Below are 26499 nucleotides of genomic sequence, written 5' to 3'. Positions count from 1 at the left end.
TATCTGTTTCAAAGTTAGCCTGCAAAAATGGAGGCTCACATCATGTATCACAACATTCTGGTCCCCATCTCGTTCGATGCTGAAAGAGATACATCCGGGCCTTTGAAGCTGGCCCAGATTCTGGCCACGCCAGACGCGCAGGTGACATTGTTGCATGTGGTCGAGCATATTCCAAACTATGCAATCTCGTATATGCCGTCCGAATATCTGACAGAGGCGCGTAAGGCGATTCAGACAGAACTGGATGAACTGGCATCGCAGCTGCCGAATGCCAAGGGTTTGGTGATCGAGGGACATTCCGGCCGGACCATTCTGGATTGGGCCGAGGCGAACAAGCCCGATCTGATCATAATTGCGTCCCACCGGCCGGGGATGCAGGACCTGCTTCTGGGCTCTACCGCGTCTCATGTCGTTCGTCATGCGGGATGTGCCGTGCATGTGGTCCGCTGATGGCTAGAAATCCTGTGCGGTAAGGCGATAGGCCTTGCCAAATCCGGCGTTCAAAAGACCGTCCTGAATGGCGAACCGGACCAGTCCGAAATCGGCGAAATCGATATAGAGTTTCGCTTTGGGCCGTCGCGCCAAGTACCGGTCGCGCAAGTCACCATAGCCTGCCATGTCCCGGTGAACCGGCTGAGCGATCACGTGCAATGTCAGGCGCGGATGGGTCAGCGGGTCGCCCTTGTCTGCGGGCTCTCCGATCAGAAGGGCGCAGTTGGGGCAAGTGCTCAGCGCGCGCGTGTGTTCCGCAAGGGTTGAAATCAGAGAGACAGGGCAACCTGCTTCATCTGCGGCCAGCGCGATCCGCGAGACAGACGGCAACCCGGTGTCAGGGTGCAGAAAGGCCAGTGCGGCAAATTTGGCCTGAAAGAGAAGGTCTTGTGCTTGCAAGCGCGCCGCTGCGTCAGGCGTCTGATAGGGATCGGATTGGGTCACGATATCGGTTCGGCAGCAAAAAATCGGGCAAATGACGGTTCCCTGTCACCTTAAGTGCCTGAAATGGATTGCGCCATTTGTTTTACCTCAGCGATATGGGATTGCCTCGGCTTTGCCACAAATCGACGTTACAGATCAGACAATGCTGTTCAAGAAACCCTCGCAGGATACGCCCGATCCGAAGCCGCGGCCGTCCAGACGACACCGGCGCGCAGAGGCGACGCGCAGGCACGCGCTGTCTCCGCTACGCATACTGGTCATGGTTCTGTTGTTGCCGCTGACCACCGTGCTGATCGCCACGGGTGTTTTTCTGCGCCTGTCCGAATTTGAGCGGGAAGAAGCGGTGATCCACCTGATCGCATTAGCAGGTTGTGATGCGACGCAGTCGCTGGGAGTGGGGCCGTTTTACGAGGGGCAGGCGGGTTATCACAAGCGCAATGACCCGGATGGCGACGGGGTCGCCTGTGGCGCCGCCAGCCCGCCCCGGGCAACTGCGCCGCCAGTTCACAACACTCCCGAACCGCAACAGCGGTCTCTTGGAACGGCCAAGTTCGTGCGCCCCTGACGGTTGTAATCGCGAAGTCCGGAAAACCTGCTGGGGCCGGGGCCGGTTGCCTGTGTCATCCAGCTTGACCCAAGCGAACGGGCGTCATGTCACAGAGGGATGGCAATGCAGCGGATCAACCCCATCTCATATGGATGGCAAAACAGGAGATCGTATGATGCAATGCCCGATTGACGGAACTCAACTGGTCATCACGGACAGAAACGGGGTTGAAATCGACTATTGTCCGCAATGCCGAGGTGTCTGGCTGGATCGGGGCGAACTGGACAAGATCATCGATCGGTCGACGGCGTATTCTTCGCCACAACCCGGCTACGATGACCGGGCGGATCACGGCTATCGCAAGAAAAAGAAGCGTGGCGGCTTTCTGGAAGATCTGTTCGATTTCTGACCCGGTCAGGACAGCTGAGCCCCGGCACATTCGCGGAAAATGCGAACCTGGGGCGCTGCACCGTCCAAGGGAAATTCACTCACCCTGTCCTGCGTAAACGCATAAGCGGTTCGGTTGTATTCCAGCCCGTCTAGCACGTTTCCAAATCCGGTATCGGCGACTGTCAGCATCGATGCACCGTCGGACAGAACATGATGCGGAGTGGCGATTTCGATGGGGTTCGGCCCCTCGAACCGCATCGCGAACCATGGGGTGTTGGTCCAACCTTCGGTCTTGCGGGTAACGGACAGGGTATAGAGCGGTTTTGCCGGGTCATAGGTCAGGAATATCTCTGCCGTGTCCGTCATGTGTGACAGGGTGCAGATCTGGCCCACCGTTGCTTCCCACGCGGCGGCGGGTGTGCCGAGGGTCAGTGATAACAGGACAACGCGCATGGGGCGGAGTCTAGCGGCCGAAAGGTCCGGGGCAAGGGCTGCGTCAGCCTTTCATCGCATTCAGCAGTTCCAGCAACCCCTTGCGGTCGTCATCATCGGCATAATCGCCGGCGGCCAACCGTTCGGCGATGCGCAGGCGCAGACGCTCGTGCTGGGTGCGCACCTCTTCGCCTGCGGTTTCGGCCAGGGTCTTCATGATCACCACCACCGCCTGCTGGCGCTTGGTGGTGGGGTTGGCGATATAATCGACAAGGCTTTGCTGCCCGGAATCGAGGATGTTTTCGGCCAGCGCCCGCAACTGATCTCCATTGGGCAGCAACGGGGCGGGGGTGCCTTCGGGCGGCAGGATCTCGGGCGCGCTGCGTGGGGTTTCGGTCAGGGCGTTGGCGCCGTCGACGAATGCCTCGGTGATCATGCGGGTGATCTTGATCGCGCGCGGGTCCTTGAACAGGGTCGAGGCGATGGCCACGCCGTAATCGGTATAAACCCACGGATTGACCCGCCGCCCACCGCGGCCCTTGGGTTTTGAAATCACATTCTGTGATGTCAAATCGGCCACCTCGGCGTCGGTCAGCTGAAAGCGGTAGCCTTCGAACAGGTCCTTGTTGCGCGAGACGGCCTGATTGAAGGCGCTGACGGATTTTCCGTAGAACCGCGCCAGATCCTCGGCCAGCACCACACGGGTGCCGCGCACCCGGTGAATGGCGCTTTGGACCTCATGCGTGCTGGGCAGGGTGTTAGGGTTCGTCATGGCAGCCGTTTGGAATCACAATCTGTGATTTCAAACGTGGAGGAGGGTGGGGCGGGGTGCAAGGGCGGAGTGTATGCTAACACTAAGCAAGAAGGGGCGTGCGGATGGCCATCACGAGGCGTAGAAAAATCTTTCAGAATCTGCTCACTTCTTTCCAAAAAGTCCGTGGGTAACTGCCAAAACTAACCCAATGGCGGAGACGGCCGTACTTCCAACTAGTGTCGTCAGCGTACTTTCGGGAATCGAAAATGAAATGCTTGTCCATAGCAACTCGATGGATGACGAACCGTCAGACGCATTTTTCTCGGTAAACCAATAAGGAAAATGGAATTCTCCAATGGCATTTAAGAAAATCAATCCTGCTACGACAATCGAATAGTAGACTAAGTATCTAAATACCCAAGTGGCATATCGCCACCTAAGCCGCCGATTGGCTTTTAGATCTCGATTGGTCTCGACAATAGTTTGGGTTTCGGCCTTTTGGCGTAATTTCTCAATGGAACCATACTGCCCGCTAGCCAAGGCGGCAGCTTCTTGATCAGCTTTACTATCGACGGCTTCGGTTGGGCGCTCATTCGGGACGCTCCGGAAGTCCCTAAGAGTCGCCAGCCTCGCACGAAGCTCGTTCATTGACTGTTCAAGATCGTTCTTTGAAGGCGACGTCAATTAAATCTGCCTAGGCTTCAGATAATGCGTGGTAGTGTTCTTGCACAATGTCATTTGATATTGGAATATTGCTAATACCTTCGACGTAGACGCGATCCCAAGGAGTGCCGGCCTGATGAGTCAGGTTGGACAGGCCTACTCCAGATATATCCCCGTAAATTTCGTAGACTTCTTGCAAAAGAGTCTCTTCTGCTGGCACCAACTCTTCTTCGACTACGTTGAGAGTTTGGATAACAGGTCCATCTTTGCAGTGCTTAACTGCATGATACAGCTTGGGTATTACAGGCCCAAATTTCCATGCTTCTACTCTATCGCGAATGAGAGGCACGCCGTACAGGCCGAGCATCCAGCCGTGCGCAATGTAGACCAGTTTCAATAGCTGCATAGGCGTCAGGACGTTACCATCTTGACGAGCAAGTTCGATGAACCTGTTTGCTATGTATCGAGCGTCATGCATATTTTTTAGCTAATGTACCCGTTACAACTATTCAATGCACGATTTTTGTGAACATACAATGAACTTTTGACCTTACTACCGCTTCCTTCGCTTCACATTCCTACCCCGCTGCCCCGGCCTGCCGGCCGTTGACCGTCCACGTGATTTCACTGCGTCTTCCGAGGCTTTCTCGACCGCCCATTGGCGCGCCATGGGGTCGTCGGCGACGGCCAAGTCGACCGCTTCCAGACGTTTGATCTCATCCCGGATGTTGGCGGCCTCTTCGAATTCCAGGTTCTCGGCCGCCTTGCGCATCTTCTCGCGCAACCCGTCCAGATGGGCCTCAAGATTGGCGCCGTGCATCGGTTTGTCGATGGTGGCGGTGACGCGGTTCATGTCCACATCGCCTTCGTAGAGACCGGCCAGAACGTCCTCGACATTCTTCTTCACCGTCTCGGGGGTGATGCCGTGTTCCTCGTTATAGGCAATCTGCTTGGCGCGGCGGCGGTTGGTTTCCTCCAGCGCGCGCTCCATGCTGCCGGTGATCTTGTCGGCATACATGATCACGCGGCCTTCGGCGTTCCGCGCGGCGCGGCCGATGGTCTGGATCAGCGAGGTTTCCGAGCGCAGGAAGCCCTCTTTATCCGCATCCAGAATGGCGACCAGCCCGCATTCGGGGATGTCCAACCCTTCGCGCAGCAGGTTGATGCCGACCAGCACGTCGAATGCGCCCAGCCGCAGGTCGCGCAGGATCTCGATCCGTTCCAGCGTGTCGATGTCCGAGTGCATGTAGCGGACTTTTATGCCCTGTTCGTGCAGATATTCGGTCAGGTCCTCGGCCATGCGTTTGGTCAGCGTGGTGACCAGCGTGCGGAAGCCATTGGCCGCGACCTTGCGCACCTCGTCCAGCAGGTCGTCGACCTGCATCTCGACGGGGCGAATTTCGACCTCGGGGTCCAAAAGGCCCGTTGGGCGGATCACCTGTTCGGTGAAGACGCCGCCGGTCTGTTCGATCTCCCACTTCGCGGGGGTGGCCGAGACAAAGACGGATTGCGGGCGCATGGCGTCCCATTCCTCGAACTTCAAAGGTCGGTTGTCCATGCAGGACGGCAGGCGGAACCCGTGTTCGGCCAGGGTGAACTTGCGGCGATAGTCGCCCCGATACATGCCGCCGATCTGCGGAACGCTGACGTGGGATTCGTCGGCGAAGACGATGGCGTTGTCGGGGATGAATTCGAACAGGGTCGGGGGCGGCTCACCCGGCGCGCGGCCGGTGAGGTAGCGCGAGTAGTTCTCGATCCCGTTGCAGACGCCGGTGGCCTCGAGCATCTCGAGATCGAAATTGGTACGCTGTTCCAGCCGCTGCGCCTCGAGCAGCTTGCCCTCGCCCACCAGCTGATCCAGCCGCTGGCGCAGTTCCTTTTTGATGCCGATGATGGCCTGCTGCATCGTCGGTTTCGGCGTGACATAGTGCGAGTTCGCATAGACGCGCACCTGTTCCATTGTCGCGGCGCGCTCGCCGGTCAGCGGATCGAATTCGGTGATGCTTTCCAGTTCCTCACCGAAGAACGAGAATTTCCAGGCGCGATCCTCAAGGTGGGCGGGCCAGATTTCAAGGCTGTCGCCCCGCACCCGGAAGCTGCCGCGCTGGAAGGCTTGATCGTTGCGGCGGTATTGCTGGGCCACCAGATCGGCCATCACTTGCCGCTGGTCGTATTCGTGTCCGACCTTCAGATCCTGTGTCATCGCCCCGTAGGTCTCGACCGAGCCGATACCGTAGATGCACGACACCGAGGCCACGATGATCACGTCATCCCGTTCCAGCAGCGCCCGCGTAGCCGAGTGGCGCATCCGGTCGATCTGTTCGTTGATCTGCGATTCCTTCTCGATATACGTGTCCGACCGCGCGACATAGGCCTCGGGCTGGTAGTAGTCGTAGTAGGAGACGAAATATTCGACCGCGTTTTCCGGGAAGAAGCCTTTGAACTCGCCATATAGCTGCGCCGCCAATGTCTTGTTGGGGGCGAGGATGATGGCCGGGCGCTGGGTTTCCTCGATCACCTTGGCCATGGTGAAGGTTTTGCCCGTACCGGTCGCCCCCAACAGAACCTGATCGCGCTCTCCATCCAGAATGCCGCTTGCAAGTTCCTTGATTGCGGTTGGCTGGTCTCCTGCGGGGGCGAACTCCGTATGCATGACAAACCGTTTGCCGCCTTCCAGTTTCAGGCGGGTCCGAACATCTTCGGTTGTCATTTGGGTCTTGTCGGAATGGGCGTATGGCATGGGCAGGCTCCGGATCAGGCCCTTACATTTGTTCTTATTTTGTCCAACTGCAAGGGCTGATCCGGTACAAATCCCCAAGTTTCAACACTGGGCAGATACGCATCCGGATCGTGATCCGAACCAACCTTGCCGGCCAACGCGGCAAGTTCGCCGTCGAGAGCTTTCGTCATCATCGGTTTGACGGCGATCACGGCATGGGCTTCGGTCGAGGGCATCGCCCGGTTGTTCCCGGGGTTCGCGTCGACGCCCAGAATGCATTCACTATGGATCATCTGCTTGTCCTTCGGCTGATTTGTCGAAGATCATAGTTGGCCCTGATGACAGTTTCTGTCATTGGCTTGCTTCGACGATCCGCGACAATTGTTGTCTTGTCCCGGGCTGCGCTCTGACGCATAAACAGGTCCAGCCAAGTGAGTACGGAGAGGCGACATGCGCGCACGGATTTACCAGCCTGCAAGGAATGCGATGACTTCAGGGATGGCCAAGACCCGCAAATGGGTTCTGGAATATGCCCCCGCTTCGGCACGTGAGGTTGATCCGCTGATGGGCTGGACTTCATCCAACGACACGCAAACCCAGATACGCCTGAAATTCGACACCAAGAAAGAGGCGATGGATTATGCCAGGGACAATGGCATCGATGCGCAGGTCAGCGAGCCGCACAAGCGTAAACCCAACCTGCGCGCGCGCGGTTACGGAGAAAACTTCGCCACTGACCGCCGTGGCCCCTGGACTCACTGAATGATCGAAATTCGCGAGGCCGACCCCACCTCGGACGTTTTGCGCCCGATTGTGGAAGCTCACTTCGCCCACAGCGAATCGGCCGGCCCTGCGGAAAGCAACCATACGATGAGCGCAGAATCACTGGCCGGACCGGGTATTCGATTCTGTGCGATTTACGACGATCAGCAGGCGTTGGGCTGCGGCGCCTTGAAACTGTTGCCCGATGGCACGGCCGAGGTGAAGTCGGTGCATATCCTCGCACAGGCACGGGGGCGCGGACTTGCGCGTGTCATGATGACTCATCTGGCCGATCTGGCGCGCGCAGAAGGCGTCGAAGCTTTGGTTTTGGAAACCGGGGCAGAGCATCTTCCAGAGTATGATGCCGCTCGCAAGCTCTACGAGGCGTTGGGTTATTCCTATTGCAGACCGATCTTTGGGTACAGTGACGATCCGAACAGCGCATTCATGCGCTTGGCTCTTGAACCCCGCTCGCAAAAACCGCAAGAAGGGTGCAGCGGTCCCTTAGCTCAACTGGATAGAGCAGCTGACTTCTAATCAGCAGGTTGAGGGTTCGAGTCCTTCAGGGATCGCCATTCTCGAATTTCGATTTCTGACGTTCGACATCCAAAGTCCGTTTTTGCGACAAAAAACGGTTTTTTGAATTGAACTCGAATCTGCTTTGTTTTTAGCGCAGTTCTTTCAACAACTTGTGCGCCGTGTAGCGGTTCGTTCATTCCGGCCGGGTTCGATGGCGCAACCCAATCAGGATGCGTTGACACGCAGCATGTTAGGTGTTCCCTAATCGTTCCACAGGTTCCGGAACCTTTCACACCCATCAGTCCCGCCCGCCCCGGCGGTGTGGACACCAGCGCGGCAAGCCCTGTCGCGCCACGAAAGGATTCTGCGATGCCCCGTGCCACCACCAAGATTCCATTTCATGCGCTGCGTTTCGAAGACGACCTGCCGACGCTGCACGAGGTCGAGCGGCGTCTGAAGACATTCCTGCGCGCCCTCCGCAGGCAACGCCAGGCGGCGCAGACCGGTGACGATGAAGGCGACCGCGACAAGATGGACCAGTTCTTCGACTATCTGAATGAGGCCGAGCGGCGGAAAATCAGGCGCCGCGCGCACCGGTACGTGCAGCGGCTGGACGCCCTGTCTGGCCTGTCTCATCTGAGCGAGGAGAATCGCGCCAAGCTGACGCCCTTGCGTGGCGGGCTGCCGGTCACCCGCATCACCTCCGAACACGAGGCGGACGAGATCGCGGCTGCGCTGCATGCCGAGATGCCTTGGATGGCGCCCGCCACCGAAGCCGTCTGGCACGGGCTGCGGGCCTCGGCGCGCCAGGGCCTGCCGGGTGTCCGGTTCACGCCGCTGGTCCTGAACGGCCCGCCCGGCATCGGCAAGAGCTTCTGGGCCCGGCGACTGGCGCATTATCTGGAGGTCCCTGCGACCAGGATAGACGCAACGGGCGAGCCTGCGTCCTTCGCGCTCACCGGATCCCAGCGCGGCTGGGGCAGCGCCCATGCGGGCAAGCTGGTCAACACGGTCCTGAACAGCCGGCATGCCGGGCCGCTGGTCATCATTGACGAGATCGAGAAGGCTGACGAGGTCCACTCCAACAAAGGCGCGCGCCATACGCTGACCGATGCCCTGCTGCCGCTGCTGGAGCGGATGACGGCGGCGACTTGGGAATGCCCGTTCTTTCAGGTCAAGATGGACATGTCCTGGGTCAACTGGGTGATGACGGCGAACAGCAGGCAGGGTCTGCCGGAACCATTCCAGAGCCGCTGCGTGGTGCTGGACCTGCCGGACCTGACCACGGGGCAGTTGAGGGACTTCGCCATGAACGAAGCCGCCCGCCGTGGACTTCCCGCGCCCGCTGTCGAGGCACTCGCCGTACTCTTCGAGACCGGTGCCGTCAGGCAGGGCCGCCTGAGCCTGCGCACCGTCGCCCGGATGCTCGACCGCGCCGAGGCGCTGGCGATGCGCCCCTTGCTGCACTGAGGCGACCGCCATGACCCATGTGACCATTCCGTACCAAACCGGTACCCTCGTGGTTCTTGGTGATCTGCATTTCGCCCGCTATCAGCGCCATAGGCTCGATCCGATCAAGATATGGGGGTTCGAGGACATCCTGTGGGAGGCCGATGCGCTCACCTTGGGAAAACGGCTGCTGCGACTGCTTCAACGCACGGTTCCGCGATGAACTGCACAACGGCGAGCTATTCTACGGCCTAAAGGAAGCCAGAATTCTGATCGAGTAATGGCGTGTCCACTACAATACCGTCAGGCCACACAGCTCACTGGGCTACTGTCCGCTCGCGCCAGAATGCATCGTGCCGGTGGACCAGAGGCCAATGATGCACCAACAATCAAACCGTACCACCCGACGGGGGCACGCAAGGCGCCTCAATTAGACAAGCCACAACACAAGGCAACATGCGATTGATCCGAGGGACAGGCTTCCAACAACCAATTGCAAGTGGAAGCGAGATGCCGGTTGGGCGCTGTGCGCTTCCAATCGGGAATACACGCGGCGGGCGTTCATCCACGCTCCCCAATAGATCAGCAGCGAGATCAACACAAAAAGAGTGGCTGCAGCCTTCGCCAGCCACTCGGGTTCGACGGCGGAAAATACGGCCTTGAGGCCAAGGGCAATGGCCACGCATGCCATTCCGGTTCTCATCCAGCCAGCAAACGTACGCTCATTTGCCAATATAGTGCGGTCTTCGGCCCAGTCGGTCCGCTCCTCGGCCAAGTTTTGGCTTTTCGTGTTTTTTTCAGACATTGCCGCCCTTTGGACTAGTCACTAGATCGGAATGTGCAGGCTTGCCGGTTTTTCGGCAAGCCTGCCCAAGACCTTAAACGCGCACAGTTGGGCCGCAAAACGACACACGCGCCCGGTCACTGCGTCAGCTTGATTTCGAGATCGCCCGCAGCATCCAAGCTGCCTGCTCATGAAATGCCGAACGTTCGGTCGCCAGATCTTCGGTCACGACGTCTTTGCGGCTTCCTGCAAGCTCGGTCAGGGCGTGCAGGCGGTGCGCCACCCGCTCGTGATCAGCAGCCAGATCTTCGATCATGTCGGCGGCGGACAGGTCCCCTTCGCGATCCTTGATGGCCGAGAAATCCAGGATGTCGGACATGCGCGAGGGCGCCAGATGTCCCAGCGCGCGGATGCGTTCCGCGATCTCATCAGCGGCGGCGAACATGTTTTCGTACTGTTCTTCGGTCAGCTTGTGGATCGAATAGAACAGCGGGCCTTCCACGTTCCAGTGATACGCATGCGTCTTGAAGGTCAGCCGGTAGGTGTCGGCCAGAACATCAGCCAGACCCTTGGCCAAGGGTGCGGTGTCGCGCACGCCAGTGGAAACGGGGTTTTCGTTCGGGACAACGTTCAATGCGTCGGTCATGACAACTCCTTTTTTCTACTGGGGAAGAAACGCCCAAAGCCTGGCGTTGTTCCACTTTCGACGAAAAAAATCAGGTGACAGTGGGCATCCCGCCATCAGCGGAATAGTCGACCGAAACCCGCAGCAGGGTTGGAACGGCGACGTCGGCCGCAGCCTGCAGCGCAGGAGCAAGTTTGCTGCGGCTTTCGATGTCGTGGTAGACCCAGCCAAAGGATCGGGCCAGCGACTCCCAATCGGGATTGCCGAAGGAAAACTCGCGCGCACCAGGCTGTTTTTCGTCGATCAGACTATAGCCGTTGTCTTCCCAGACCAGAACAGTAACGGGCACGCACAAACGGGCCGCCGTCTCCATCTCCTGAACGTTCATCAGGAAATCCCCATCACCGCAAACGGCGATCACCCGACCCTCGTCCAACAGACGGGCCGCCTCGATCGCTCCGGGCAGCGCAAGGCCCATACCGGCCAGGCCGTTCGGAATGATGATCTGACCCGCTCGGCGTGCTTGAACCTTGCTGGCGACCCAAAGTTTGTGCAGGCCCACGCCAGACAACAGAACGTCGCTTTCGCGAAGCGTTTCGGAAATCGCCTGACAAATGTCCGACGGCGCGATGCAGGCGGCATCGGAAGCTGTTGCTCCACCTTCCAGCGAGGCGTCAATCTTCCGCTGGAGACCTTTGAACCAGCTTTGTGCGGGACGTTCGGCCGAGGCCTTCGCCAGAACGTCGATGCAGTGCGGAAGGTCCCCGGTCAGAGCGGCCTTTACCGGCCAGTCCACATCAACAGTCGAGGCCACATCCGAGATCTCGAGAACCGGCTTCTTACCGCCCATAGAGATGTTCGAGGGTGGATATTCAACCGGGTCAAACCCGATGGCAATGATCAGGTCGCACAGGTCGAAGGCTTCAGACGCCAACTCCTTGCCCGGTTGACCGATCGAATGCAGCGAGAGCGGGTGCCCCGGAGGCAAAACGCCTTTGGCCATGAATGTCGTGACGACCGGGGCAGAAAGGCTGTCTGCAAGTGCCCGAACGTCGCTTGCGGTGCCAGATCGGATGACCCCGTGCCCTGCAAGAATCAAAGGCTTTTTCGCCTCGGCCAGCAGGCGCGCGGAACGGATGACCGCATCGGCCGCCGGTCGCACCTCGGCTGGGGGCGGCGCCACGAAAGGTTCGGCCAGAATCGGGACCTCGGCCAGATCCTCGGGCAGGGAAAGATGGACGGCTCCGGGTTTGTCGAGCTTGCTTAATCGCACGGCCTCGGCCACGACTTGGGGGATTTCATCCGCGACCATCAGCGTTCGGCTCGACTTGGTGACCGGCGCGAAGAGTGCTTCGATATCGATGATCTGATGGCTTTCACGGCCCAGCCTGGACCGCGCACCCTGCCCCGTGACGGCGATCAGCGGCACATGGTCAAGCGTGGCGTCAGCCACACCGGTGACAAGGTTGGTCGCCCCAGGTCCAAGTGTCGAGAGGCATACCGCGGGGTTCCCCGTCAATCGACCATGAACCGATGCCATGAACGCCGCCGACTGCTCGTGCCGGCACAGGACGAAGTCGATGCTCGACTTGTCGATTGCGGCGATCAGATCGGTTGTTTCCTCACCCGGAACACCGAATGCACAGGTCACGCCGTTGGCTTCCAGGCAGGCAACCAGCAATTCGGCGGCGGTTTGGGTATGGACGGCATCTTTCATGGGGCTTTGAACCTCGGGGTACTGTTTCAGGGATTGCGGATGCGCGGGGGCTTACCTACGGATCAGCCGCAAGATCAGCGAACCGATGAACAGGACCAGAAAGATCACGAAAAGGATCTGCGCGATACCGGCCGAGGCCGACGCGATGCCGCCAAACCCGAAGATGCCAGCAACGATAGCAAGTGCGAAAAAGATCAGCGCCCAAGACAACATGGGATTTCCTTTCATTTCTGTGATTGCTGATGGGTCAACGCTTGGAACCCCGGATTGGTTCCGGGTTATTTTGGTGGAACCATTGGCGACCGCCCGCGTTGGGTTGATGAAAGGAGATCTGACATGACACAGAAAACGGCGAAGAAGACCCCTCAGGACACTCCGCATGCAGAGATGGCGGCGCGGATCGACGAAGTGGCCAAGGAGGCCAAATCAGCGTTGGAAGATGGCGTAACCGCAACGCGTGACACGTTGAAGACGGCGCGCGACGAGGCGCAAAAGCAGCTGACGCACACATCCGAGAAGGGCGCCGCATTCGTGCGCGAGAACCCGGGTCTGGCTATGGTCGGAGCGTTGGGCGCGGGTGTCCTGCTGGGCCTCGCGTTGCGCAAAGCGGACCGCGGTTAGAACACGCGATACTTTGCGACCGATATGGGCATCGAGTACGTATTGCCGGCCATGCTCGGCTTGGGTTTGGCCGGTCTACTGATCTGGTTCTTCATCAGGAATCGTTGACAGCGCTATTCGTCACTGCCATGCCAACCAACCCGCCATCCCAAAGACCCAAAGCGCCTCAGCCGCGCTTTGGGTCTTCTTCTATTTCGGGTTTGATCTGGGCATAGGCCAGCATCGTGAAGACAGCGGTTCCTCCGATGATGTTGCCGGCCAGAACGGGCAGGAAAAAGCTGAAAACGGCTGTGCCTACTGGCAACTGCCCCTGAAGCATCAGAACCGCCATTTCCACCGAACCGGCAACGACGTGGGTAAAGTCGCCGGCCGCAATCATCCAAGTGAAGATTACGATGACCAGCACCTCGTTGTTCTGTGCCGAAGGCAGCATCCAAACGATCGCCGCAATCAGGATCCCCGCCGGTATTCCGCGCAGAAAGCCAACCCAGGCGCCCATGCCGGTGGCGTGGTGGCTCAGGTCGTTGATGACCGCGACGAGTTGGGGCGACAACACTGGCGTATAGATCAGGAAGGCAGATATCGCAAACGCCCCCAGCACATTGGCACCCAGAACGATTGCCCACAGCCTCGCGGTTTTGGTGAAGCACGCGACGGACGGATTTATCATGGCTGGAACGACGGTCGTAATCGTGTTCTCGGTGAATAGCTGCATCCGCCCCAGGATGACTAAGACAAAGCCGAGGGAATAACCCAGGTTCTCGATCAGAAAGCGCCCGCTGGTTTCGGGCAGATGTGCCCGCAAGATCGCTTCGCCCAGCACCGAAAAGCTGATCAGCACTCCAGCGGCAATCCCGGACCAGAACAACGCTTTGGTCGGGCGGTCCAGTTCCTCCTCACCGTTTTGGCGGATGGTCTCGAATATCAGGCGCGGAGACAGCCCGGACGCTTCTTCGACCGCTTCGCGCTCACTCTCTTTCTCGACAAGATCGTCTCGCGGCGCGTTGTGTGTATTGGACATTTTGACCCCTTGTATCGACCTTCAAACCCAACGTTCTGCCGGTCGTTTTGGTTCCATCAGGCGCAAAAATCCTCAAGCCTCGTGCGAGAACTGGGATCACACCCAGATCTTTGTCGGGAACTTTTAGCCACCTATCGCGTTGTGTCCTTGTAGGAACAACGACAAGTAATTCGAAAGGAACTTCGGTATGGTGGAAGTATATGGTATTGGCGGTCTGATCGTCCTGGTTTTGTCGATCTGGGCCATTATTTCGATCATCGGCTCGTCTGCGACGACCGGTGCAAAAATTCTGTGGGTCCTTTTCGTTCTGTTGCTTCCGGTCATCGGATTCATCTGCTGGCTGATCTTTGGCCCGAAGGCAGCGCGCAGCGCGATCTGATCAGCGCGGAAATTGTCGGTACAAAAAAAGCGCGGCATCGGCCGCGCTTTTTTGAGTCAATTGTATAGATGGTGAAATGGGCCTTGTGCCAGTTCACCCAGGATCAGCGCCGATCTTCAAGCCGTTCCCACTGAAATCAATGGCTGCGATCTTGCGTGCAAGATCTGCGGCCGTGAAAGGCCGTATCAGTGCCGCGCATTCAAATTGCGCTTGCACCTCGGGGGACGGGTCCAACAGCAACAGTGCACTGCCGCGTTCGACCAACAGCCGCGCGACGGCGTCAAATGACGTCTCACTTCTGCGATAGCTCAGAACGCTCAAGGCCGGGGCGAATTTGGGATCCTGCCAGAAATGCCCGCCCGCGTGCAGCTCGCGGATATGGACAATGCGATCGGTTGGAACTGCGGGGATGGCGTCACTGATGTCCGCTGCTTCGATAAAGTTTTCCGTAACAATCAAAACATCTGCTACGCTGCGGGAAGAGGCTTCCATAAATACCATCCTGAAATCTGTTCGATGCCACCCTAGGGCAGTCCCACAGCGCCGCAATAAACTATGACACAGCAACGAAAAAATTCTCTGATCGCATGTAGGGACTGTCCGCTGAGGCAGATGGACGTCTTCCTGCCGTTCTCGGAAGACGACCTGCGATTCATGCAGGGTTTCAAAACCGGTGAGATGCAGGCCGAACCCGGAACACAACTGTTCATCGAGGGCGCGAAATCCGCGCATCTGTTCACGGTTCTGAGCGGGATGGGCGTTCGTTACAAAACGCTCGAAAACGGTCGCAGGCAGGTCATAGGCTTTGTGCTTCCAGGCGATCTCGTCGGGCTGCAGGCTGGCGTCATGGGCGAGATGCGGCACTCGGTCGAAGCGACAACCGCGATGCGGCTGTGCGTTTTCAATCGCTCGCGGCTGTTCGAGTTATATCAGAACCAGCCCGATCGCGCCTTTGACCTGACATTCCTGGCCGCCGTCGAAGAGCATTTTCTGGGCGACGCCCTGACAACAGTCGGCCAGCGCGGCGCGATCGAGAAGATCGCGTGGAGCCTGCACCGCTTCTACACAAGGTCGCAGGCTGTCGGATTGGCCAAAGGCTTGCAGTGTCCGCTGCCCTACCGGCAGCAGGATCTTGCGGATGCGTTGGGCTTGTCGCTGGTTCACACGAACAAGACCCTGCGCCGGCTGAAGGATCTCGGTCTGGCCGAATGGTCCAACAATGTGCTGCAGATTAACGATCTTGAGGGTCTAGCCGAGCTTGGCTTGGTCGAAATCACCGAAGCCGTTCCGCGCCCGCTGATCTAAACGTGGCGGATGGACAGGAATTAAAGAACCGCCGACCGAAAAATCGGCCGACGGCTTGATCACATGCTTTGCGACTGAGGAGCCGTTTTACGACCCTTCGTAGGCCGGCATATCCTTCAGCATCTCCTTGTCAGCGTGAACGAAGGCATAGGTGTTGTCACCATTGACTTCACGCATCAGCGACACGCGCGAGAAATCGATCAGAACATCCTTTTCCCCCAAGCCGAGGAACCCGCCAACGCCGATCACGGCCCCATCTACCGATCCGTCCATGTCGACGACGACCTCTTCGATCTCGCCGATCCACTCTTGCGAGACGTCATAGACGCGCATGCCGGTCAGATCTTCGGCCGGGATGGTGCCTTGGGCAACGGGGACATAACCCTTGATGTCGATGGTGGTTGGGTCAACCGCATCGGCCATCTGACCGGCTTTTTCGCTGATGTACTCACCGGTTGCTTCGGCTGCTTGGTCGACGTCTTTCGCCGTGTTCTGCGCAGCGTTCTTGATATCCTGCGCGGTATTGGACAGCGCATCACCGGCTGCCTCGGCTGCCTCTTCCAGGTTCTTGCCGACTTCTTCGACATTCGAGCTTTCTGCATAGGCCGATGCCGACATCACCAGAACGATCGAAGTTGTGGTCAGAAAACGTTTCATAGCTCACTCCTTTGGTCTGTTCTGACCGCGTTTCCCGCGGTCTTGTTGAACAAACGAATGACGCCGCGACTTGTTCCCAGAAAAATGCAAAAATATTTGTTTTAAAAAGAAAAAACCGCGCAAATGCGCGGTTTGACAAGTCGTGACCAGACCCTCAGACCGGGTGCAGCGGATCGGAAGATCTGGACAGAACCATGTAGTGTTCGTCGTCGGGAATATTGCGTAACTCAGCGAACGGAAAACTCAGGATATCTGGTCGCCCGTCGATCAAGAGAAACCGCAGAGCCTTGGTGTCAGGGTCGAACTCAATATCCTTGAATCTGCCCAACTCACCAGTCGAGTCAAACGCAGGGTTGCCCTGCAGCTTCGTAAACCATCGGAAGTTGCTAGCAGGTGGCGTGGGTTGGGGGCGTTGGCCGAGAGCGTCATTCAGGACCGCTCCCATCACAACCGGCGCAATCGCGTTGCCGAACGGCCCTACAACCAGGGGCGGTAGGCCCTTGATGTCCACTGCGAGGGGAACCTCGCCTCCTTCCCGTTGTCGAAGATGATTCACTTGGTGTTGGGATAACGCGCACACTACCTCGCTTGCACCAAGTTCGAGCGTATCGGCGGTGAACGCCACCGGGTCATTCCCTCCGGCCACGCTCAGATTGACTAAGACGTACTCCAACTCGGTCTGCCCAGCGCGAATGGCGATATCGGAAACGCGACCAATTGCGTGGTCGGTTCCAGCTGGGACAACGGGCGTGTTGATGAGGTCAGACAGTTTCATGGCGCTCGTGATTACCTGTTGGGGTCGATCTTGGGAGTCTGTGGGGCGCCATTGACTTGATGCCACCCCACGCGATGTGCGCATCCACCTTTGGGCTACATGTCCTTCATCAGGCGATCCACGATTTCCCGAACGTCTTCTTTCGAATCTCCGTATTTCTTTTGGATGATGCCTTCCAGTTGCTCGCGATCGCCGCGGGCTTGCTCGATCTCATCATCGGTCAAATCGCCGAAACGCTCGATCAGCTTGCCTTTGAATTCGGTCCAGCGTCCAAGAATTTGGTTCCAGTTCATCGTAAATTCCTTTCGATTTCTTCGTCGCTGTCAGTGAAACGCGCCAAACGCGAGCTGGTTCCGGGCGGCGGCGTTTTTTCTGCAACTGACACCGTGCAAGGGTGATCTGACGGTATCCGAACTGGGTCCACCGTGGCGTTCGAACTGGTCTTGGGAACAATCTCGCCGGCCATGCGTTGGGTGACCGAGACCTCAACACAGGAGATCGAAGCATGCCACGTCGAACTGAGACCACGGAGAAAGCAAAAGCCCATGCCCAGGATCTGGCCGGCAAGGTCAAGGACACCGTGACCGCCGAGGCCTCGGCCCGGGCCGAATCCCTGAAGGACAGCGCAGCGCAGGAGGTTGAGAGCGCCGCTCATGCAGCCGACGCAGCTGCCGATGCATTTCCCGACCAATCGGTGCAGCATCAGGTCTTGTCGAGGATTGCGGACAACATGGAAGCTGTGGCTGGGCAAGTCCGTTCTGCCGACTTGGCCATTATGAGCCGAAAGGTGTCTGATTTCGCCCGCGAAAACCCGCTGTTGTTCGTCGGATCGGCTGCCTTGGCCGGGTTTGCTGCGGCCCGTTTCCTGAGCGCGCGCAATACGGGCGCGGCCCAATCCGCATCTTTTGGTGCAGATCCTAGGGATATTGATCCGTCGCTGCTGCATGGTACCTCGGTCGATATCTCGGGCCACACCAGCGCGTTGACGCGAATGAATGGTGGCCGCGATGCATAACCCCAACGATCTGCGATCTGCACCGGGGCTTTTGGCAAACGCGCTCAAACATCTGTCGGGTTTGCTTCAGGCTGAGGTAAAGCTTGCCAAGGAGGAGTTGTCCCGAAACCTGACGCGAGCGGGCTTAGGGCTGGCCTGCCTTGGCGTTGCTCTGATCCTTTTGATGATCGCACTGAACCTCATGGCGACATCCCTGGTCGCGTATATCGCCGCCAATGGTTTTTCGGTGGGTATGGCCTCGTTGCTCGTTGGCGCGGGCTTAGCACTGGTTGCTGGGTGCCTGGCGCTTTTTGGCCGGTCCCGCTTGTCCGCCACCGCGCTGGTCCCCGAGCAAGCCATGAAAAACCTGCAGCGCGACATCGAAGCGATGAAGGAGTCGACCCATGTCTGACCTGACACCTCTTGAAACGCAGATCGCATACGAACGCAGCGCTCTTGCACGCTCGCTGAATGCTCTGTCGGATACGCTGGCACCGCCGCGCCTGGCAGACGAGGCGAAATCGACGCTCGAAGCCTATGGCGGGCAGATCGGTGCGCAACTCTGGTCCTCGGCTCAAAAAAACCCGGCCGCCTTTGCTCTGCTCGGTGCAGGAGCAGCCCTTTTGGTTGCGGGTCCAGGGTCTGGCTCAAAAAGCACCCAATCCCCGCGCCAGGCCGTACCTCCGCAGCAGGCCTTCGACGGCTTTGATCGGCGTGTCGCCGACGCCGACAGCCGCATGAAACAGGAGATGACCGGAATGACTGAACACAGCCAATCTGCCAGCGTGCTGTCCGCCGCCTTGGATCGTGGTCTGGACAAGCTCTCACCCCAGGCCCGTGCCCGTGTGATCGAAGCGCGCAAGGCCGCAATCGGTGCGCAGCAAGCGGTCGAGAAGCGTGCGCGGAAGGCGACGAAGGCCTCGCAGACCTTCGTCCATGATCAGCCGCTGGCGGCCGGCGCATTGGCGCTGGGCGTAGGTATTCTGGCTGGTGCTCTGCTGCCCAACACTCGCAAGGAGGACGAGCTGCTGGGCCATCGGCGCGATCAGCTGATGCGACAGGCCCAAAGGGTTTTGAACGAAGAACTGGACAAGCTGCATGCTGCGGCAAGTGTACGGCTGGATGAGGCGGCTGATCGGGCCTCTCACGCTTTGCGCAGTCAGTGAAGCGCGCCCATGCCCACTGCTTTCAGCTCTGCATCAGCCTTGCGTGCGATGATGGCGATCCTGACCGGGATCGCCGTCATCACCGCTTTGTACCTGGCCCGGTCGATCGTCGCGCCGATCACCTTTGCGTTGGTATTGGGGGTCGTGGTCGCCCCGCTTGCCGACAAGCTTGAGAAGGTCGGTTGCCCACGAGTGATATCTGCCTCGGCACTGCTATTCGTGACCAGCACCGTCATCGTCGCGGCGTTCCTTCTGCTTGAACCATTGCTGTCCACGCTGGTCGAACAGTTGCCCGCAATCAAACGCGAGTTGCGCTCTTGGGTCGCCGCGATGTCCGAGTTCATTCGGGGTATCGAAACGCTTGGACGCGAGATCGAAGAAACCGTCGGCGCCGATGGGGCAGCGGAAACGGAGTCCGCCCTTCCGTCGGTGATGGATGCTTTGTGGCTGGCGCCCAATTTTGGATCAAAGATCCTGATTTTCATCGGTACGCTGTTCTTCTTCGTTTTGACCCGAACCGAGCTCTATGCCGCAGCCGGCCCGTTGACGGAGCGGCTGTATCTGGCTGACCGCGCGGTCTATCGCTATTTCGCTGCCGTGACGTTAGTCAATATCGGCCTTGGGACTGTTACGGCTGTGGCCTTGGGGCTGATCGGCATCAATGACGCCGTAATCTGGGGGGTGGCCGCCGGCCTTCTGAATTTTGTGCTGTATCTCGGCCCGCTGATGATCCTGACCGGCCTTCTGATCGCCGGTTTAACCCAGTTCGGTGGAGCCGCGGCCCTGTTGCCCCCCCTGATTTTCCTGGCGATCAATCTTTCTGAAGCACAATTCGTAACACCCGCCTTCGTCGGCCAACGTCTGCAGGTGAACCCGTTGGTCGTGTTCATTGCCATCATCTTTGGGCTTTGGCTGTGGGGGCCGGTCGGCGCCATCGTCGCACTGCCGATCCTGCTGTGGTTCGGCGTATTGATGCACCCCAAGGTCATGAGCCCGGTCGCGACCACCTAAACGATGTTTTCAGTTACCCCCGGAAGCGGTTGCCGCATGTCGCGCGCAACGTCGGCGTCATGCGGAACCAGGAAGCCGCTGCGCGCTTCGGGGCGCCGCACGCCGTTGGCCTGTACCTCTCGCCCCCACCACGCGAACATGGCATCTGGCTCGATCGGTTTGCTCAGATCATCCGAGAACCACCAATGGTCCACTAGGGCCTGCCGCAGAACTGCGATCCGCTGCCGGTCGGTGACCCGAAGGGCGACTTCTGTGTCCCACCGCAAAGACCGTCCGTTCAGGTTGGCGGACCCGACCAAAGCATGATGGTCATCCACCACCAGAACTTTGTTGTGAACGTGAATGATCGGAGACCCGCTCAGAACCTCGACGCTGGCATCGGCCCCGCTGGCGGCAATCGGCTGGACCGGGGTCGAAAGCGATACACGGTCTTGGAACCCCTGCTGGATGATCTCCAGGCATTTGGCTTGAAGGTCCAACCCGAATTGCGCGTCCAATCCGTCATGCCCGCCAAAGGCCACTTCCTCGGGCAAGGCTGGTAAAACAAGTACCAGTTTCAGATCCTGCTTGGAATGGCCCGCCTCAGCCAAGGCCTCGGCTAGCCGGGTTGATCTGAAATACTGGGTCTCGATGTGCAGAAGTTGCCGCGCGGCTTGAAAGGCGGCGATGTGCTCATCCTCGATCTCATGCGCGATGGTCTTTGGCGACAGCCGCCAGAATGCAAACCGGCGCGGGCTGGACAGGGTGCGGCGCAGGTGGGTTGCCTGTGGGGCCGGTTGTCCGGTTGCGATTTCATGTTCGAACCGGTCGATATGGCGTGCGGCCTCGGCGGCCTCGGGTCCGCGGACCAGCAATTGAACGTCTGACCAGGTGTTTTTGGCCAGACGATCGTGATCCGGTGTGTCAAAGCGCCTTTCGTTCAAGTCCAATCCGCCGAGGTAGCAGATCTCATTGTCGATCACGGCGACTTTCTGATGGTGCGACACGGTGTGAAGCCGGGGCAGCGTGTCCGACCCCAGCCGTACCGCCTGCCGTTTGCGTCGTTCGCGGGACAGCTCCTGCATTCGCTGCGCCTTTCTACGCAGAACCGCGGGCAACAGCGTGGCCCAAGGCAATGCGCCGGCCTGCGCGGGGTGCATGGACACGCGAACGGTCAAGCGCGAGGCGATTTCTGGACCCAGGATTTCCGCCAGCGCAACCGCCTGCCGTTTCGTGCGCCAGCTCAGCTCGTGCAACTCGGTCGCGAAGATCGGATCGAAATCGCTGATGACCAAATGAAACGTTACACCCTTGCGAATGACATGCTCGATCAGGTCAAACCAGGTTTCCCCAATCTGGCGCGCCTCGTCGCTGCGCAGCCGTGTCATGAAATCGAATATCCGAAAACTTGCCTTGATCTGGTGCCGGGCCTCAAGAACCGCTTTTTCCAAGGCGGGCCAGGCATGCGCGGCCGTAATCAGGACCTCAAAGTCATTCTGCTGCGGCACGGGCATCACCGCCTCTCTCATCCGCAATGGTCTGAGGTTCGCTATCGCCTTCTACTTCGGCGATATCGAACGTTACCTCATACACATAATGCGATGACGTCTCGGTTATGGTTTCGGAACCGTCCAATTGGCGGAGGAAGGCCTGCATCAGCCGTTGACCGATCCCGCCGCTGTGGAACAGATCCGCACCGTCGTCCGACTGCCCGCGCGTGTTGGAGATTTTCAGGTGCAGGGTGCTCTCGTCGGGTCGGGTCAATTCCACCGAAATTGTCGGCGGTCCGTCCTGCGGAACGCCTACGTATTTGACCGCGTTCGTCAGTGCCTCGGCCACCAGCATCGACAGCGTGACGGCCTGATCCTGCCCCAGTTCGACAGGCGCGATCCGGCAGTCAACCTCGACCACCTGACCCAGAATTGGCGGTCGATGCGCCAGTTCGGCGACCAAATGCCCGATCAGAGCCTCGGTGTTGATCGTCGTCATCTGCGAGTTTTGGTTCAGGGTCTGGTGCACCATGGCCAGACCGCGAACCCGCCGCTGCAACTGTTCCAGCAAGCGCCGGGCCTCGGGGGTTTCGGCCTTGCGCAAATGCATGTTCATGATCGAAGCGATCAGTTGCAGGTTGTTTTTGACGCGATGGTGCACCTCGCGCAACAACAGCGTTTTTTCGACAAGATCGCGTTCGTGCTGCGCCTCAGCCTCGCGGATCAACAAGACCATGCGGTTGAATGCAGTCTGGATTTGCTGGAACTCCTGCGGCGCGCCTGCAAGGCTTTCAATCGGGTCGCGCTCGCCCAACGCGAAACGACGCACGGCCGAACGCAAGCTGTCGAGATGCCGGATCACCAATCGATGCAGGCCCCACAAGGCAACTCCCAGACCGGTCACCCACATCAGGATCGGAAAAGCAATGGTCAGGGCAGTGCTGCCTGCACCGACAGAGGCCAGCGCCGCCTCGCGTGGCCAACTGCCAATCACGGCGACTTCGCCCGGAATGATGCTGGCAACTGCAAAAACCCGATCCTCTCCGTCGGCCGTTTTAGCCGAAAATGTTTTGCCGGAACTGGACAGAACCAACAGGTTTTCTTTCGCGGGCGGTAGGAATGGTTTGACCTCATCCAAGCCTACATTTGATGACAGCACTTCTCCGGTCGCGTCGAACAGGGCGATGACCACGTCACTACCAATGTTGCCAACGTCCAAGGGCGTGCGCGCCAGCGCATGAGGTATCGAGATGGAGACGAACCCCATAAGCTCGGTCTTGTTCATGACCGGCTGGGTTACGATGATCACTGATTGCCCTGTCGCCGCCCCGGCACGACTGACAGAAAAAGTAAGCTGCGGATTTTCCGAGATCTGCCCGAAACCGGGTGCGTCCGACAAATCGATGTCTTTCTCGACGGTTGAGCAAGCCATAACACCGTTCGGCTGGATAAACCCGGCAAATACAAACTCGGGCTGGCGTTCGACGAACCGGCGCATAAGGTCCGAGCAAGCGGCTTTGTCCATACCTCCAGCCGAAAGCGCGGCGGTAAGTCCCGAACTGGCACCAACAGCTTTTTGCAGAAGCTCCCGTTCCCGGGTGGCAGCTTCGATCGTGCGCGCCAAAACCGAGGCCCGAGATCTTTCGTCGGCTTCGGTAATCACAGCGCGTGTCTGCAATACCGCAATCAGCCCCAAAGGCAAAAGCGCCAAGGTGACCAGCGCGGCAAGATAGACGGTAAGGCTGCGCGGTTTCGCATCCATCGATCGTCAGGCCGCCGGTTGCGTCTGAACGATCGCCACCGTCACCGCATCGGTCAATTCGATGGGTTCGTCATCTTCCAAATCCATCAGTTCGGCCAGTTGCGCGCGGGCCCGGTTCACCCGGCTTTTGATCGTACCAAGAGCGACGCCGCACATCTCGGCTGCTTCCTCATAGGAAAATCCCTGTGCACCGACCAGCACCAATGCTTCGCGCTGTTCATCCGTCAGTTGGTCAAATGCAACAGCAAAATCCTTCAACGCCAGCCGTCCGTCATGGTCGGGCTTTTGCGACAGGCTTTCGGCCATCGCGCCATCCACATCCTCGACCTCGCGCTTGCGCTTGCGGTGCAGCGAAAAATAGGTGTTCCGGACGATGGTGAACAACCAGGCTCGCATGTTGGTGCCTTCCTGAAACGAGTCGATATTGCTCCATGCCTTTATCAATGCGTCCTGTACGATGTCATCGGCCGTGGCCCCGTTTCGGCACAGGCTGATCGCAAAGGCACGCATCGCGCCAATATGTTCGACAAGCTCTTCTCGGGAATCAACCATCCGAGCCTCCCGTGTCACCGCTTTTGGGGACACTGGTCTGATTGCGAAGTTTTTCAAGAAGATCGACGAACCGATCCGGAACCGGTTCGTTGGCTACCTCATCGAAAGCCCGCTTGAGGTTTTCGTCGATCCTTTGCTCTATTTCTTGCCGATGGCTTCGGCTTGGCTGTGGTTTTGTCATGGCATCATCAAAAATTTTTACTTTTGCTGGAACCATAACGCCCCAGTATGCGTTTGGTTCCCGAGTTTAGAGAAAAAAATGAGGAAAACATAGATGACCGAGCTGACCGGAGTTTCCGTCGCAGATCAAATTGGCCCGCTCTTGCCGTTTCTGCGCCGTTATGCCCGTGCCCTCACCGGCTCACAGGACAGTGGCGACGCCTACGCCGCTGCATCGCTTGAAGCGATCCTTGCAGATCCCGCCCAGTTCGATGCCGATCTCGCGCCGCGGGTCGCGCTGTTTCGTGTGTTTCACAGCATCTGGTCAACATCGGGAATGCCTGTTGACGCTGATGGCGGCAGTTCTGACATCCAATCGCGCGCTCACGCCCAGCTGGCACGCCTGACGCCGAACACGCGCGAGGCCTTGCTGCTGCGCACGGTCGAAGAGTTCTCGGTCAGCGATATCGCCGCAATCATGCAGATAGAACCCGCCGAGGCTCAGAAGCTAATCGATATCGCCTACGAGGAAATGGCCCGCCACACTTCTGGGCGCATTTTGATCATCGAAGACGAAGCAATCATCGCGATGGATCTTGAAACGATGGTGTCCGACCTGGGCCACCGGGTCACCGGGGTCGCACGCACCGAGACGGCCGCCATCGAACTGGCCGAGCGCGAGCCGTTCGACCTGATCCTGTCGGACATCCAACTGGCGGACAAATCCAGTGGAATCGATGCAGTGAACCGCATCATTGCCCAGCACGGCGATTGTCCCGTCATTTTCATTACCGCATTCCCCGAGCGCCTTCTGACGGGCAAAGGGCCCGAACCGGCCTTTTTGATTTCCAAACCCTACACCGAAGAACAGGTCAAATCGGCCGTCAGCCAGGCCATGTTCTTTGCCTCTAGCGCCGTGATCGAGGTCTGACGCGGCAGGGCTGCGCTGCAAGACACGAAAACTCAGGCGATGAGACACGAAGAGGAACACCATGGAAAACGAGATTGCACAAACCGCAGAGACCGTGACGAACACCGTTTGGGTCGAACTGTCGCAAGTTCTGAATACCGAGCTGTATGACGGGAAATCGCTGAGCGACTTGTTGACGCTCGAGGCCCTTCTTGGCCTCGTCGCGAACACGATCGCCGCGCTGATCCTACTGGTTCTCGGGCTTGTGATTTCAAGATATGTCAGCCGGAAGATCCGGGGCGTCGGTAAAAAATCGGAACGCCTGGACGATACGTTGTTCAACTTTCTTGGCAATCTGGCGCGCTATACGATCCTGGCGTTTACCGGGCTGTTCATTCTGAACACGTTCGGGGTGCAGACGACGTCGATCATTGCGCTGATCGGTGCCGCCGGTTTGGCCATTGGTCTTGCGTTGCAAGGCACATTGTCCAACGTTGCAGCCGGCGTGATGATCATCCTGTTCAGGCCGCTCAAGATCGGCGATTTCGTCGACGTGAATGGCGTGCTCGGAACCGTTAAAGACATCACTCTGAACTACACCGAAATTGCAGATATGGGAAACGTCAAGGTTATCGTTCCCAACGCCGAGGTGTGGGGAAACACCATCAAGAACTATTCCGTCTACGAGACCCGTCGTGCCGAGTGGACGTTCGGCGTTGGATACGGCGTCAACTTGGCGGAGGCCGAGCGCGTCATTCGCGAGACGATCATGTCGGACGCCCGTTCGCAGGCAGATCCCGAACCGTTCATCCAGGTGAACAACCTTGGCAGCAGCAGCGTCGATTTTCTTGTCCGCGTTTGGTGCAAGACTTCGGACTACTTCCAGTACCAGGCAGACATGAAGCGCAAAGTCAAAGAGGCGCTGGACGACGCCGATATCAATATTCCGTTTCCAACCCGCACGCTGCTGATCGAAGACGTCGAGAGACGGCAAGAGAAGGCGATCGCGGCAGAGTAACCTTGACTGTTGAACCTGGGGGCTAGACCTGTCACGGTTTGATGCCGCTCCTTCGATAGCATTTATTGCAACAAAGGAGATGAACTATGTGATCGAAACGAACGGACGAATTCCGTGCTGATGCAGTGCGGATCGCGCTGACGAGCGGTCTGACGCGCAGACCGGGCGCATCGGATTTGGGCGTTGGCTTGTCGAGGCTGAACAAATGGGTGACGGCGCATCGCAACACTGATGTGGTGTCGGACAAGGAATTGTATCTTGCCCGTAAGAACGAGCGACCTCTTCGTGAGAACCGCATTCTCAAGGAGGAAAGGGGCATCTTGAAAAAGGCCATGGCCTTCTTCGCGAGCCAAAAGCCATGAGGTTTAGGTTCATCCACTGCCCGGCAGTCGAAACGCAGTTT

At 58.5% G+C, this 26499-nt stretch carries 36 protein-coding genes, 1 tRNA gene and 2 pseudogenes; 19 read left to right on the top strand and 20 right to left on the bottom strand.

Annotation, left to right across the window (positions count from 1 at the left end; all coding sequences use genetic code 11):
- Positions 1-42 precede the first annotated feature (42 nt).
- A complete protein-coding gene (locus GOW04_RS14335; protein ID WP_152459144.1) occupies positions 43-450 on the top strand; it encodes a universal stress protein in 408 nt (135 codons plus the stop codon).
- A gap of 3 nt (positions 451-453) precedes the next feature.
- Here the strand turns inward: GOW04_RS14335 and GOW04_RS14330 are convergent, their stop codons facing one another.
- Complete coding sequence (locus GOW04_RS14330) at positions 454-936, bottom strand: pyridoxamine 5-phosphate oxidase (RefSeq protein WP_171232998.1); 483 nt, start codon at positions 934-936, stop codon at positions 454-456.
- A 142-nt stretch (positions 937-1078) separates the two neighbouring features.
- On the opposite strand from GOW04_RS14330, the gene GOW04_RS14325 reads away from it, so the two are divergent.
- Together GOW04_RS14325 and GOW04_RS14320 are read left to right on the top strand one after the other, a co-directional pair.
- On the top strand, positions 1079-1501 hold the full coding sequence (locus GOW04_RS14325; RefSeq protein WP_171232997.1) for an excalibur calcium-binding domain-containing protein: 423 nt from the start codon (positions 1079-1081) through the stop codon (positions 1499-1501).
- A gap of 157 nt (positions 1502-1658) precedes the next feature.
- Entirely contained in the window at positions 1659-1892 is a 234-nt protein-coding gene (locus GOW04_RS14320) for a zf-TFIIB domain-containing protein (RefSeq protein ID WP_171233027.1), read from the top strand.
- Positions 1893-1897: 5 nt separating this feature from the next.
- On the opposite strand, the gene GOW04_RS14315 is transcribed toward GOW04_RS14320, so the two are convergent.
- The 6 genes from GOW04_RS14315 to GOW04_RS14290 form a co-directional block, all read right to left on the bottom strand.
- Positions 1898-2326 carry a hypothetical protein gene (locus GOW04_RS14315; protein WP_171232996.1) on the bottom strand — a complete coding sequence of 143 codons (429 nt, stop codon included), beginning with the start codon at positions 2324-2326 and terminating at the stop codon, positions 1898-1900.
- Positions 2327-2369: 43 nt separating this feature from the next.
- Positions 2370-3077 carry an ORF6N domain-containing protein gene (locus GOW04_RS14310; RefSeq protein ID WP_171232995.1) on the bottom strand — a complete coding sequence of 236 codons (708 nt, stop codon included), beginning with the start codon at positions 3075-3077 and terminating at the stop codon, positions 2370-2372.
- A 144-nt stretch (positions 3078-3221) separates the two neighbouring features.
- Positions 3222-3707: a hypothetical protein gene (locus tag GOW04_RS14305; protein WP_171232994.1), complete on the bottom strand. Its 486-nt coding sequence runs from the start codon at positions 3705-3707 to the stop codon at positions 3222-3224.
- A gap of 46 nt (positions 3708-3753) precedes the next feature.
- Entirely contained in the window at positions 3754-4200 is a 447-nt protein-coding gene (locus GOW04_RS14300; RefSeq protein WP_171232993.1) for a Panacea domain-containing protein, read from the bottom strand.
- Between the two features lie 75 nt (positions 4201-4275).
- Positions 4276-6462: an excinuclease ABC subunit UvrB gene (uvrB, locus tag GOW04_RS14295; protein WP_171232992.1), complete on the bottom strand. Its 2187-nt coding sequence runs from the start codon at positions 6460-6462 to the stop codon at positions 4276-4278.
- Between the two features lie 14 nt (positions 6463-6476).
- A complete protein-coding gene (locus GOW04_RS14290; protein WP_171232991.1) occupies positions 6477-6734 on the bottom strand; it encodes a hypothetical protein in 258 nt (85 codons plus the stop codon).
- Between the two features lie 157 nt (positions 6735-6891).
- Between GOW04_RS14290 and GOW04_RS14285 the strand changes: the two genes are divergently transcribed.
- The 6 genes and pseudogenes from GOW04_RS14285 to GOW04_RS21980 form a co-directional block, all read left to right on the top strand.
- Positions 6892-7203 (top strand): ETC complex I subunit, encoded by a 312-nt coding sequence (locus GOW04_RS14285; protein ID WP_152459136.1) that lies wholly within the window; start codon positions 6892-6894, stop codon positions 7201-7203.
- A complete protein-coding gene (locus GOW04_RS14280; protein ID WP_171233026.1) occupies positions 7204-7740 on the top strand; it encodes a GNAT family N-acetyltransferase in 537 nt (178 codons plus the stop codon). It begins immediately after the preceding gene.
- Positions 7702-7778, top strand: a tRNA-Arg gene (locus GOW04_RS14275). Before GOW04_RS14280 ends, GOW04_RS14275 begins: the two co-directional genes overlap by 39 nt.
- A gap of 313 nt (positions 7779-8091) precedes the next feature.
- Positions 8092-9192 carry an AAA family ATPase gene (locus tag GOW04_RS14270; protein ID WP_171232990.1) on the top strand — a complete coding sequence of 367 codons (1101 nt, stop codon included), beginning with the start codon at positions 8092-8094 and terminating at the stop codon, positions 9190-9192.
- 10 nt (positions 9193-9202) lie between these two features.
- A complete protein-coding gene (locus GOW04_RS14265) occupies positions 9203-9394 on the top strand; it encodes a hypothetical protein (RefSeq protein WP_171232989.1) in 192 nt (63 codons plus the stop codon).
- Positions 9339-9605 (top strand): annotated as a pseudogene (locus GOW04_RS21980) (transposase); the annotation flags it as partial. The gene GOW04_RS14265 and the pseudogene GOW04_RS21980, both read left to right, overlap by 56 nt.
- On the opposite strand, the gene GOW04_RS14255 reads toward GOW04_RS21980, so the two are convergent.
- From GOW04_RS14255 to GOW04_RS14240, 4 genes are all read right to left on the bottom strand, one after another.
- Positions 9602-9976 (bottom strand): YidH family protein, encoded by a 375-nt coding sequence (locus GOW04_RS14255; RefSeq protein WP_171116923.1) that lies wholly within the window; start codon positions 9974-9976, stop codon positions 9602-9604. The pseudogene GOW04_RS21980 and the gene GOW04_RS14255 sit on opposite strands and share 4 nt — an antisense overlap.
- Before the next feature lie 124 nt (positions 9977-10100).
- A complete protein-coding gene (locus GOW04_RS14250; RefSeq protein ID WP_170360286.1) occupies positions 10101-10601 on the bottom strand; it encodes a Dps family protein in 501 nt (166 codons plus the stop codon).
- A gap of 70 nt (positions 10602-10671) precedes the next feature.
- Positions 10672-12297: an acetolactate synthase large subunit gene (locus tag GOW04_RS14245; RefSeq protein WP_171232988.1), complete on the bottom strand. Its 1626-nt coding sequence runs from the start codon at positions 12295-12297 to the stop codon at positions 10672-10674.
- Between the two features lie 51 nt (positions 12298-12348).
- Positions 12349-12510 (bottom strand): DUF1328 domain-containing protein, encoded by a 162-nt coding sequence (locus GOW04_RS14240; RefSeq protein ID WP_171232987.1) that lies wholly within the window; start codon positions 12508-12510, stop codon positions 12349-12351.
- Positions 12511-12633: 123 nt separating this feature from the next.
- Between GOW04_RS14240 and GOW04_RS14235 the strand changes: the two genes are divergently transcribed.
- Positions 12634-12918 carry a hypothetical protein gene (locus GOW04_RS14235; protein ID WP_171232986.1) on the top strand — a complete coding sequence of 95 codons (285 nt, stop codon included), beginning with the start codon at positions 12634-12636 and terminating at the stop codon, positions 12916-12918.
- 166 nt (positions 12919-13084) lie between these two features.
- Here the strand turns inward: GOW04_RS14235 and GOW04_RS14230 are convergent, their stop codons facing one another.
- On the bottom strand, positions 13085-13939 hold the full coding sequence (locus tag GOW04_RS14230; protein WP_171232985.1) for a formate/nitrite transporter family protein: 855 nt from the start codon (positions 13937-13939) through the stop codon (positions 13085-13087).
- A 187-nt stretch (positions 13940-14126) separates the two neighbouring features.
- On the opposite strand from GOW04_RS14230, the gene GOW04_RS14225 reads away from it, so the two are divergent.
- Entirely contained in the window at positions 14127-14318 is a 192-nt protein-coding gene (locus tag GOW04_RS14225; protein ID WP_093961670.1) for a PLD nuclease N-terminal domain-containing protein, read from the top strand.
- A 93-nt stretch (positions 14319-14411) separates the two neighbouring features.
- Here the strand turns inward: GOW04_RS14225 and GOW04_RS14220 are convergent, their stop codons facing one another.
- A complete protein-coding gene (locus GOW04_RS14220; protein ID WP_171232984.1) occupies positions 14412-14810 on the bottom strand; it encodes a hypothetical protein in 399 nt (132 codons plus the stop codon).
- A gap of 63 nt (positions 14811-14873) precedes the next feature.
- On the opposite strand from GOW04_RS14220, the gene GOW04_RS14215 reads away from it, so the two are divergent.
- Positions 14874-15623: a Crp/Fnr family transcriptional regulator gene (locus tag GOW04_RS14215; RefSeq protein ID WP_171232983.1), complete on the top strand. Its 750-nt coding sequence runs from the start codon at positions 14874-14876 to the stop codon at positions 15621-15623.
- A gap of 87 nt (positions 15624-15710) precedes the next feature.
- On the opposite strand, the gene GOW04_RS14210 is transcribed toward GOW04_RS14215, so the two are convergent.
- The 3 genes from GOW04_RS14210 to GOW04_RS14200 form a co-directional block, all read right to left on the bottom strand.
- Complete coding sequence (locus tag GOW04_RS14210) at positions 15711-16280, bottom strand: PRC-barrel domain-containing protein (RefSeq protein ID WP_171230037.1); 570 nt, start codon at positions 16278-16280, stop codon at positions 15711-15713.
- 154 nt (positions 16281-16434) lie between these two features.
- The gene (locus GOW04_RS14205) at positions 16435-17055 is read right to left on the bottom strand and encodes a PRC-barrel domain-containing protein (protein ID WP_171232982.1); all 621 of its coding nucleotides are present in this window, start codon (positions 17053-17055) and stop codon (positions 16435-16437) included.
- 95 nt (positions 17056-17150) lie between these two features.
- Positions 17151-17348 carry a CsbD family protein gene (locus tag GOW04_RS14200; RefSeq protein ID WP_171232981.1) on the bottom strand — a complete coding sequence of 66 codons (198 nt, stop codon included), beginning with the start codon at positions 17346-17348 and terminating at the stop codon, positions 17151-17153.
- A 212-nt stretch (positions 17349-17560) separates the two neighbouring features.
- Here GOW04_RS14200 and GOW04_RS14195 point away from each other — a divergent pair, with 212 nt between their 5' ends.
- Genes GOW04_RS14195 through GOW04_RS14180 form a run of 4 tightly spaced genes read left to right on the top strand, consistent with a single transcriptional unit; the run spans position 17561 to position 20226 of the window.
- The gene (locus GOW04_RS14195) at positions 17561-18070 is read left to right on the top strand and encodes a hypothetical protein (protein ID WP_171232980.1); all 510 of its coding nucleotides are present in this window, start codon (positions 17561-17563) and stop codon (positions 18068-18070) included.
- Complete coding sequence (locus GOW04_RS14190) at positions 18063-18461, top strand: phage holin family protein (protein ID WP_171116901.1); 399 nt, start codon at positions 18063-18065, stop codon at positions 18459-18461. The genes GOW04_RS14195 and GOW04_RS14190 overlap by 8 nt, the downstream gene beginning before the upstream one ends.
- Positions 18454-19215 carry a DUF883 family protein gene (locus GOW04_RS14185; RefSeq protein ID WP_171230042.1) on the top strand — a complete coding sequence of 254 codons (762 nt, stop codon included), beginning with the start codon at positions 18454-18456 and terminating at the stop codon, positions 19213-19215. The genes GOW04_RS14190 and GOW04_RS14185 overlap by 8 nt, the downstream gene beginning before the upstream one ends.
- A gap of 9 nt (positions 19216-19224) precedes the next feature.
- On the top strand, positions 19225-20226 hold the full coding sequence (locus tag GOW04_RS14180; RefSeq protein ID WP_171232979.1) for an AI-2E family transporter: 1002 nt from the start codon (positions 19225-19227) through the stop codon (positions 20224-20226).
- On the opposite strand, the gene GOW04_RS14175 is transcribed toward GOW04_RS14180, so the two are convergent.
- The 4 genes from GOW04_RS14175 to GOW04_RS14160 are packed head-to-tail and all read right to left on the bottom strand — an operon-like array spanning position 20223 to position 24226.
- Positions 20223-21719, bottom strand: a complete 1497-nt coding sequence (locus GOW04_RS14175; protein WP_171232978.1) for a phospholipase D-like domain-containing protein — start codon at positions 21717-21719, stop codon at positions 20223-20225. The genes GOW04_RS14180 and GOW04_RS14175 overlap by 4 nt on opposite strands.
- The gene (locus tag GOW04_RS14170; protein ID WP_171232977.1) at positions 21697-23457 is read right to left on the bottom strand and encodes a sensor histidine kinase; all 1761 of its coding nucleotides are present in this window, start codon (positions 23455-23457) and stop codon (positions 21697-21699) included. Before GOW04_RS14170 ends, GOW04_RS14175 begins: the two co-directional genes overlap by 23 nt.
- Positions 23458-23463: 6 nt before the next feature.
- A complete protein-coding gene (locus GOW04_RS14165) occupies positions 23464-24009 on the bottom strand; it encodes an RNA polymerase sigma factor (protein ID WP_171232976.1) in 546 nt (181 codons plus the stop codon).
- Positions 24002-24226, bottom strand: coding sequence for a NepR family anti-sigma factor (locus GOW04_RS14160; protein ID WP_245218085.1), 225 nt, complete (start codon positions 24224-24226; stop codon positions 24002-24004). The genes GOW04_RS14165 and GOW04_RS14160 overlap by 8 nt, the downstream gene beginning before the upstream one ends.
- Before the next feature lie 57 nt (positions 24227-24283).
- Here GOW04_RS14160 and GOW04_RS14155 point away from each other — a divergent pair, with 57 nt between their 5' ends.
- The 3 genes and pseudogenes from GOW04_RS14155 to GOW04_RS22275 form a co-directional block, all read left to right on the top strand.
- Positions 24284-25099 carry a response regulator gene (locus GOW04_RS14155; protein WP_171232975.1) on the top strand — a complete coding sequence of 272 codons (816 nt, stop codon included), beginning with the start codon at positions 24284-24286 and terminating at the stop codon, positions 25097-25099.
- A 61-nt stretch (positions 25100-25160) separates the two neighbouring features.
- A complete protein-coding gene (locus GOW04_RS14150) occupies positions 25161-26096 on the top strand; it encodes a mechanosensitive ion channel family protein (RefSeq protein WP_171232974.1) in 936 nt (311 codons plus the stop codon).
- Between the two features lie 125 nt (positions 26097-26221).
- Positions 26222-26473: pseudogene (locus GOW04_RS22275) on the top strand (IS3 family transposase); the annotation flags it as partial.
- Between the last annotated feature and the right edge of the window lie 26 nt (positions 26474-26499).

The sequence above is a fragment of the Ruegeria sp. HKCCA4812 genome (assembly GCF_013034245.1).
In the GTDB taxonomy this organism is placed as follows: Bacteria; Pseudomonadota; Alphaproteobacteria; order Rhodobacterales; family Rhodobacteraceae; genus Ruegeria.
The sequence above is the reverse complement of the archived record's forward strand: the minus strand, read 5'-3'. Positions and strand labels throughout refer to the sequence as shown.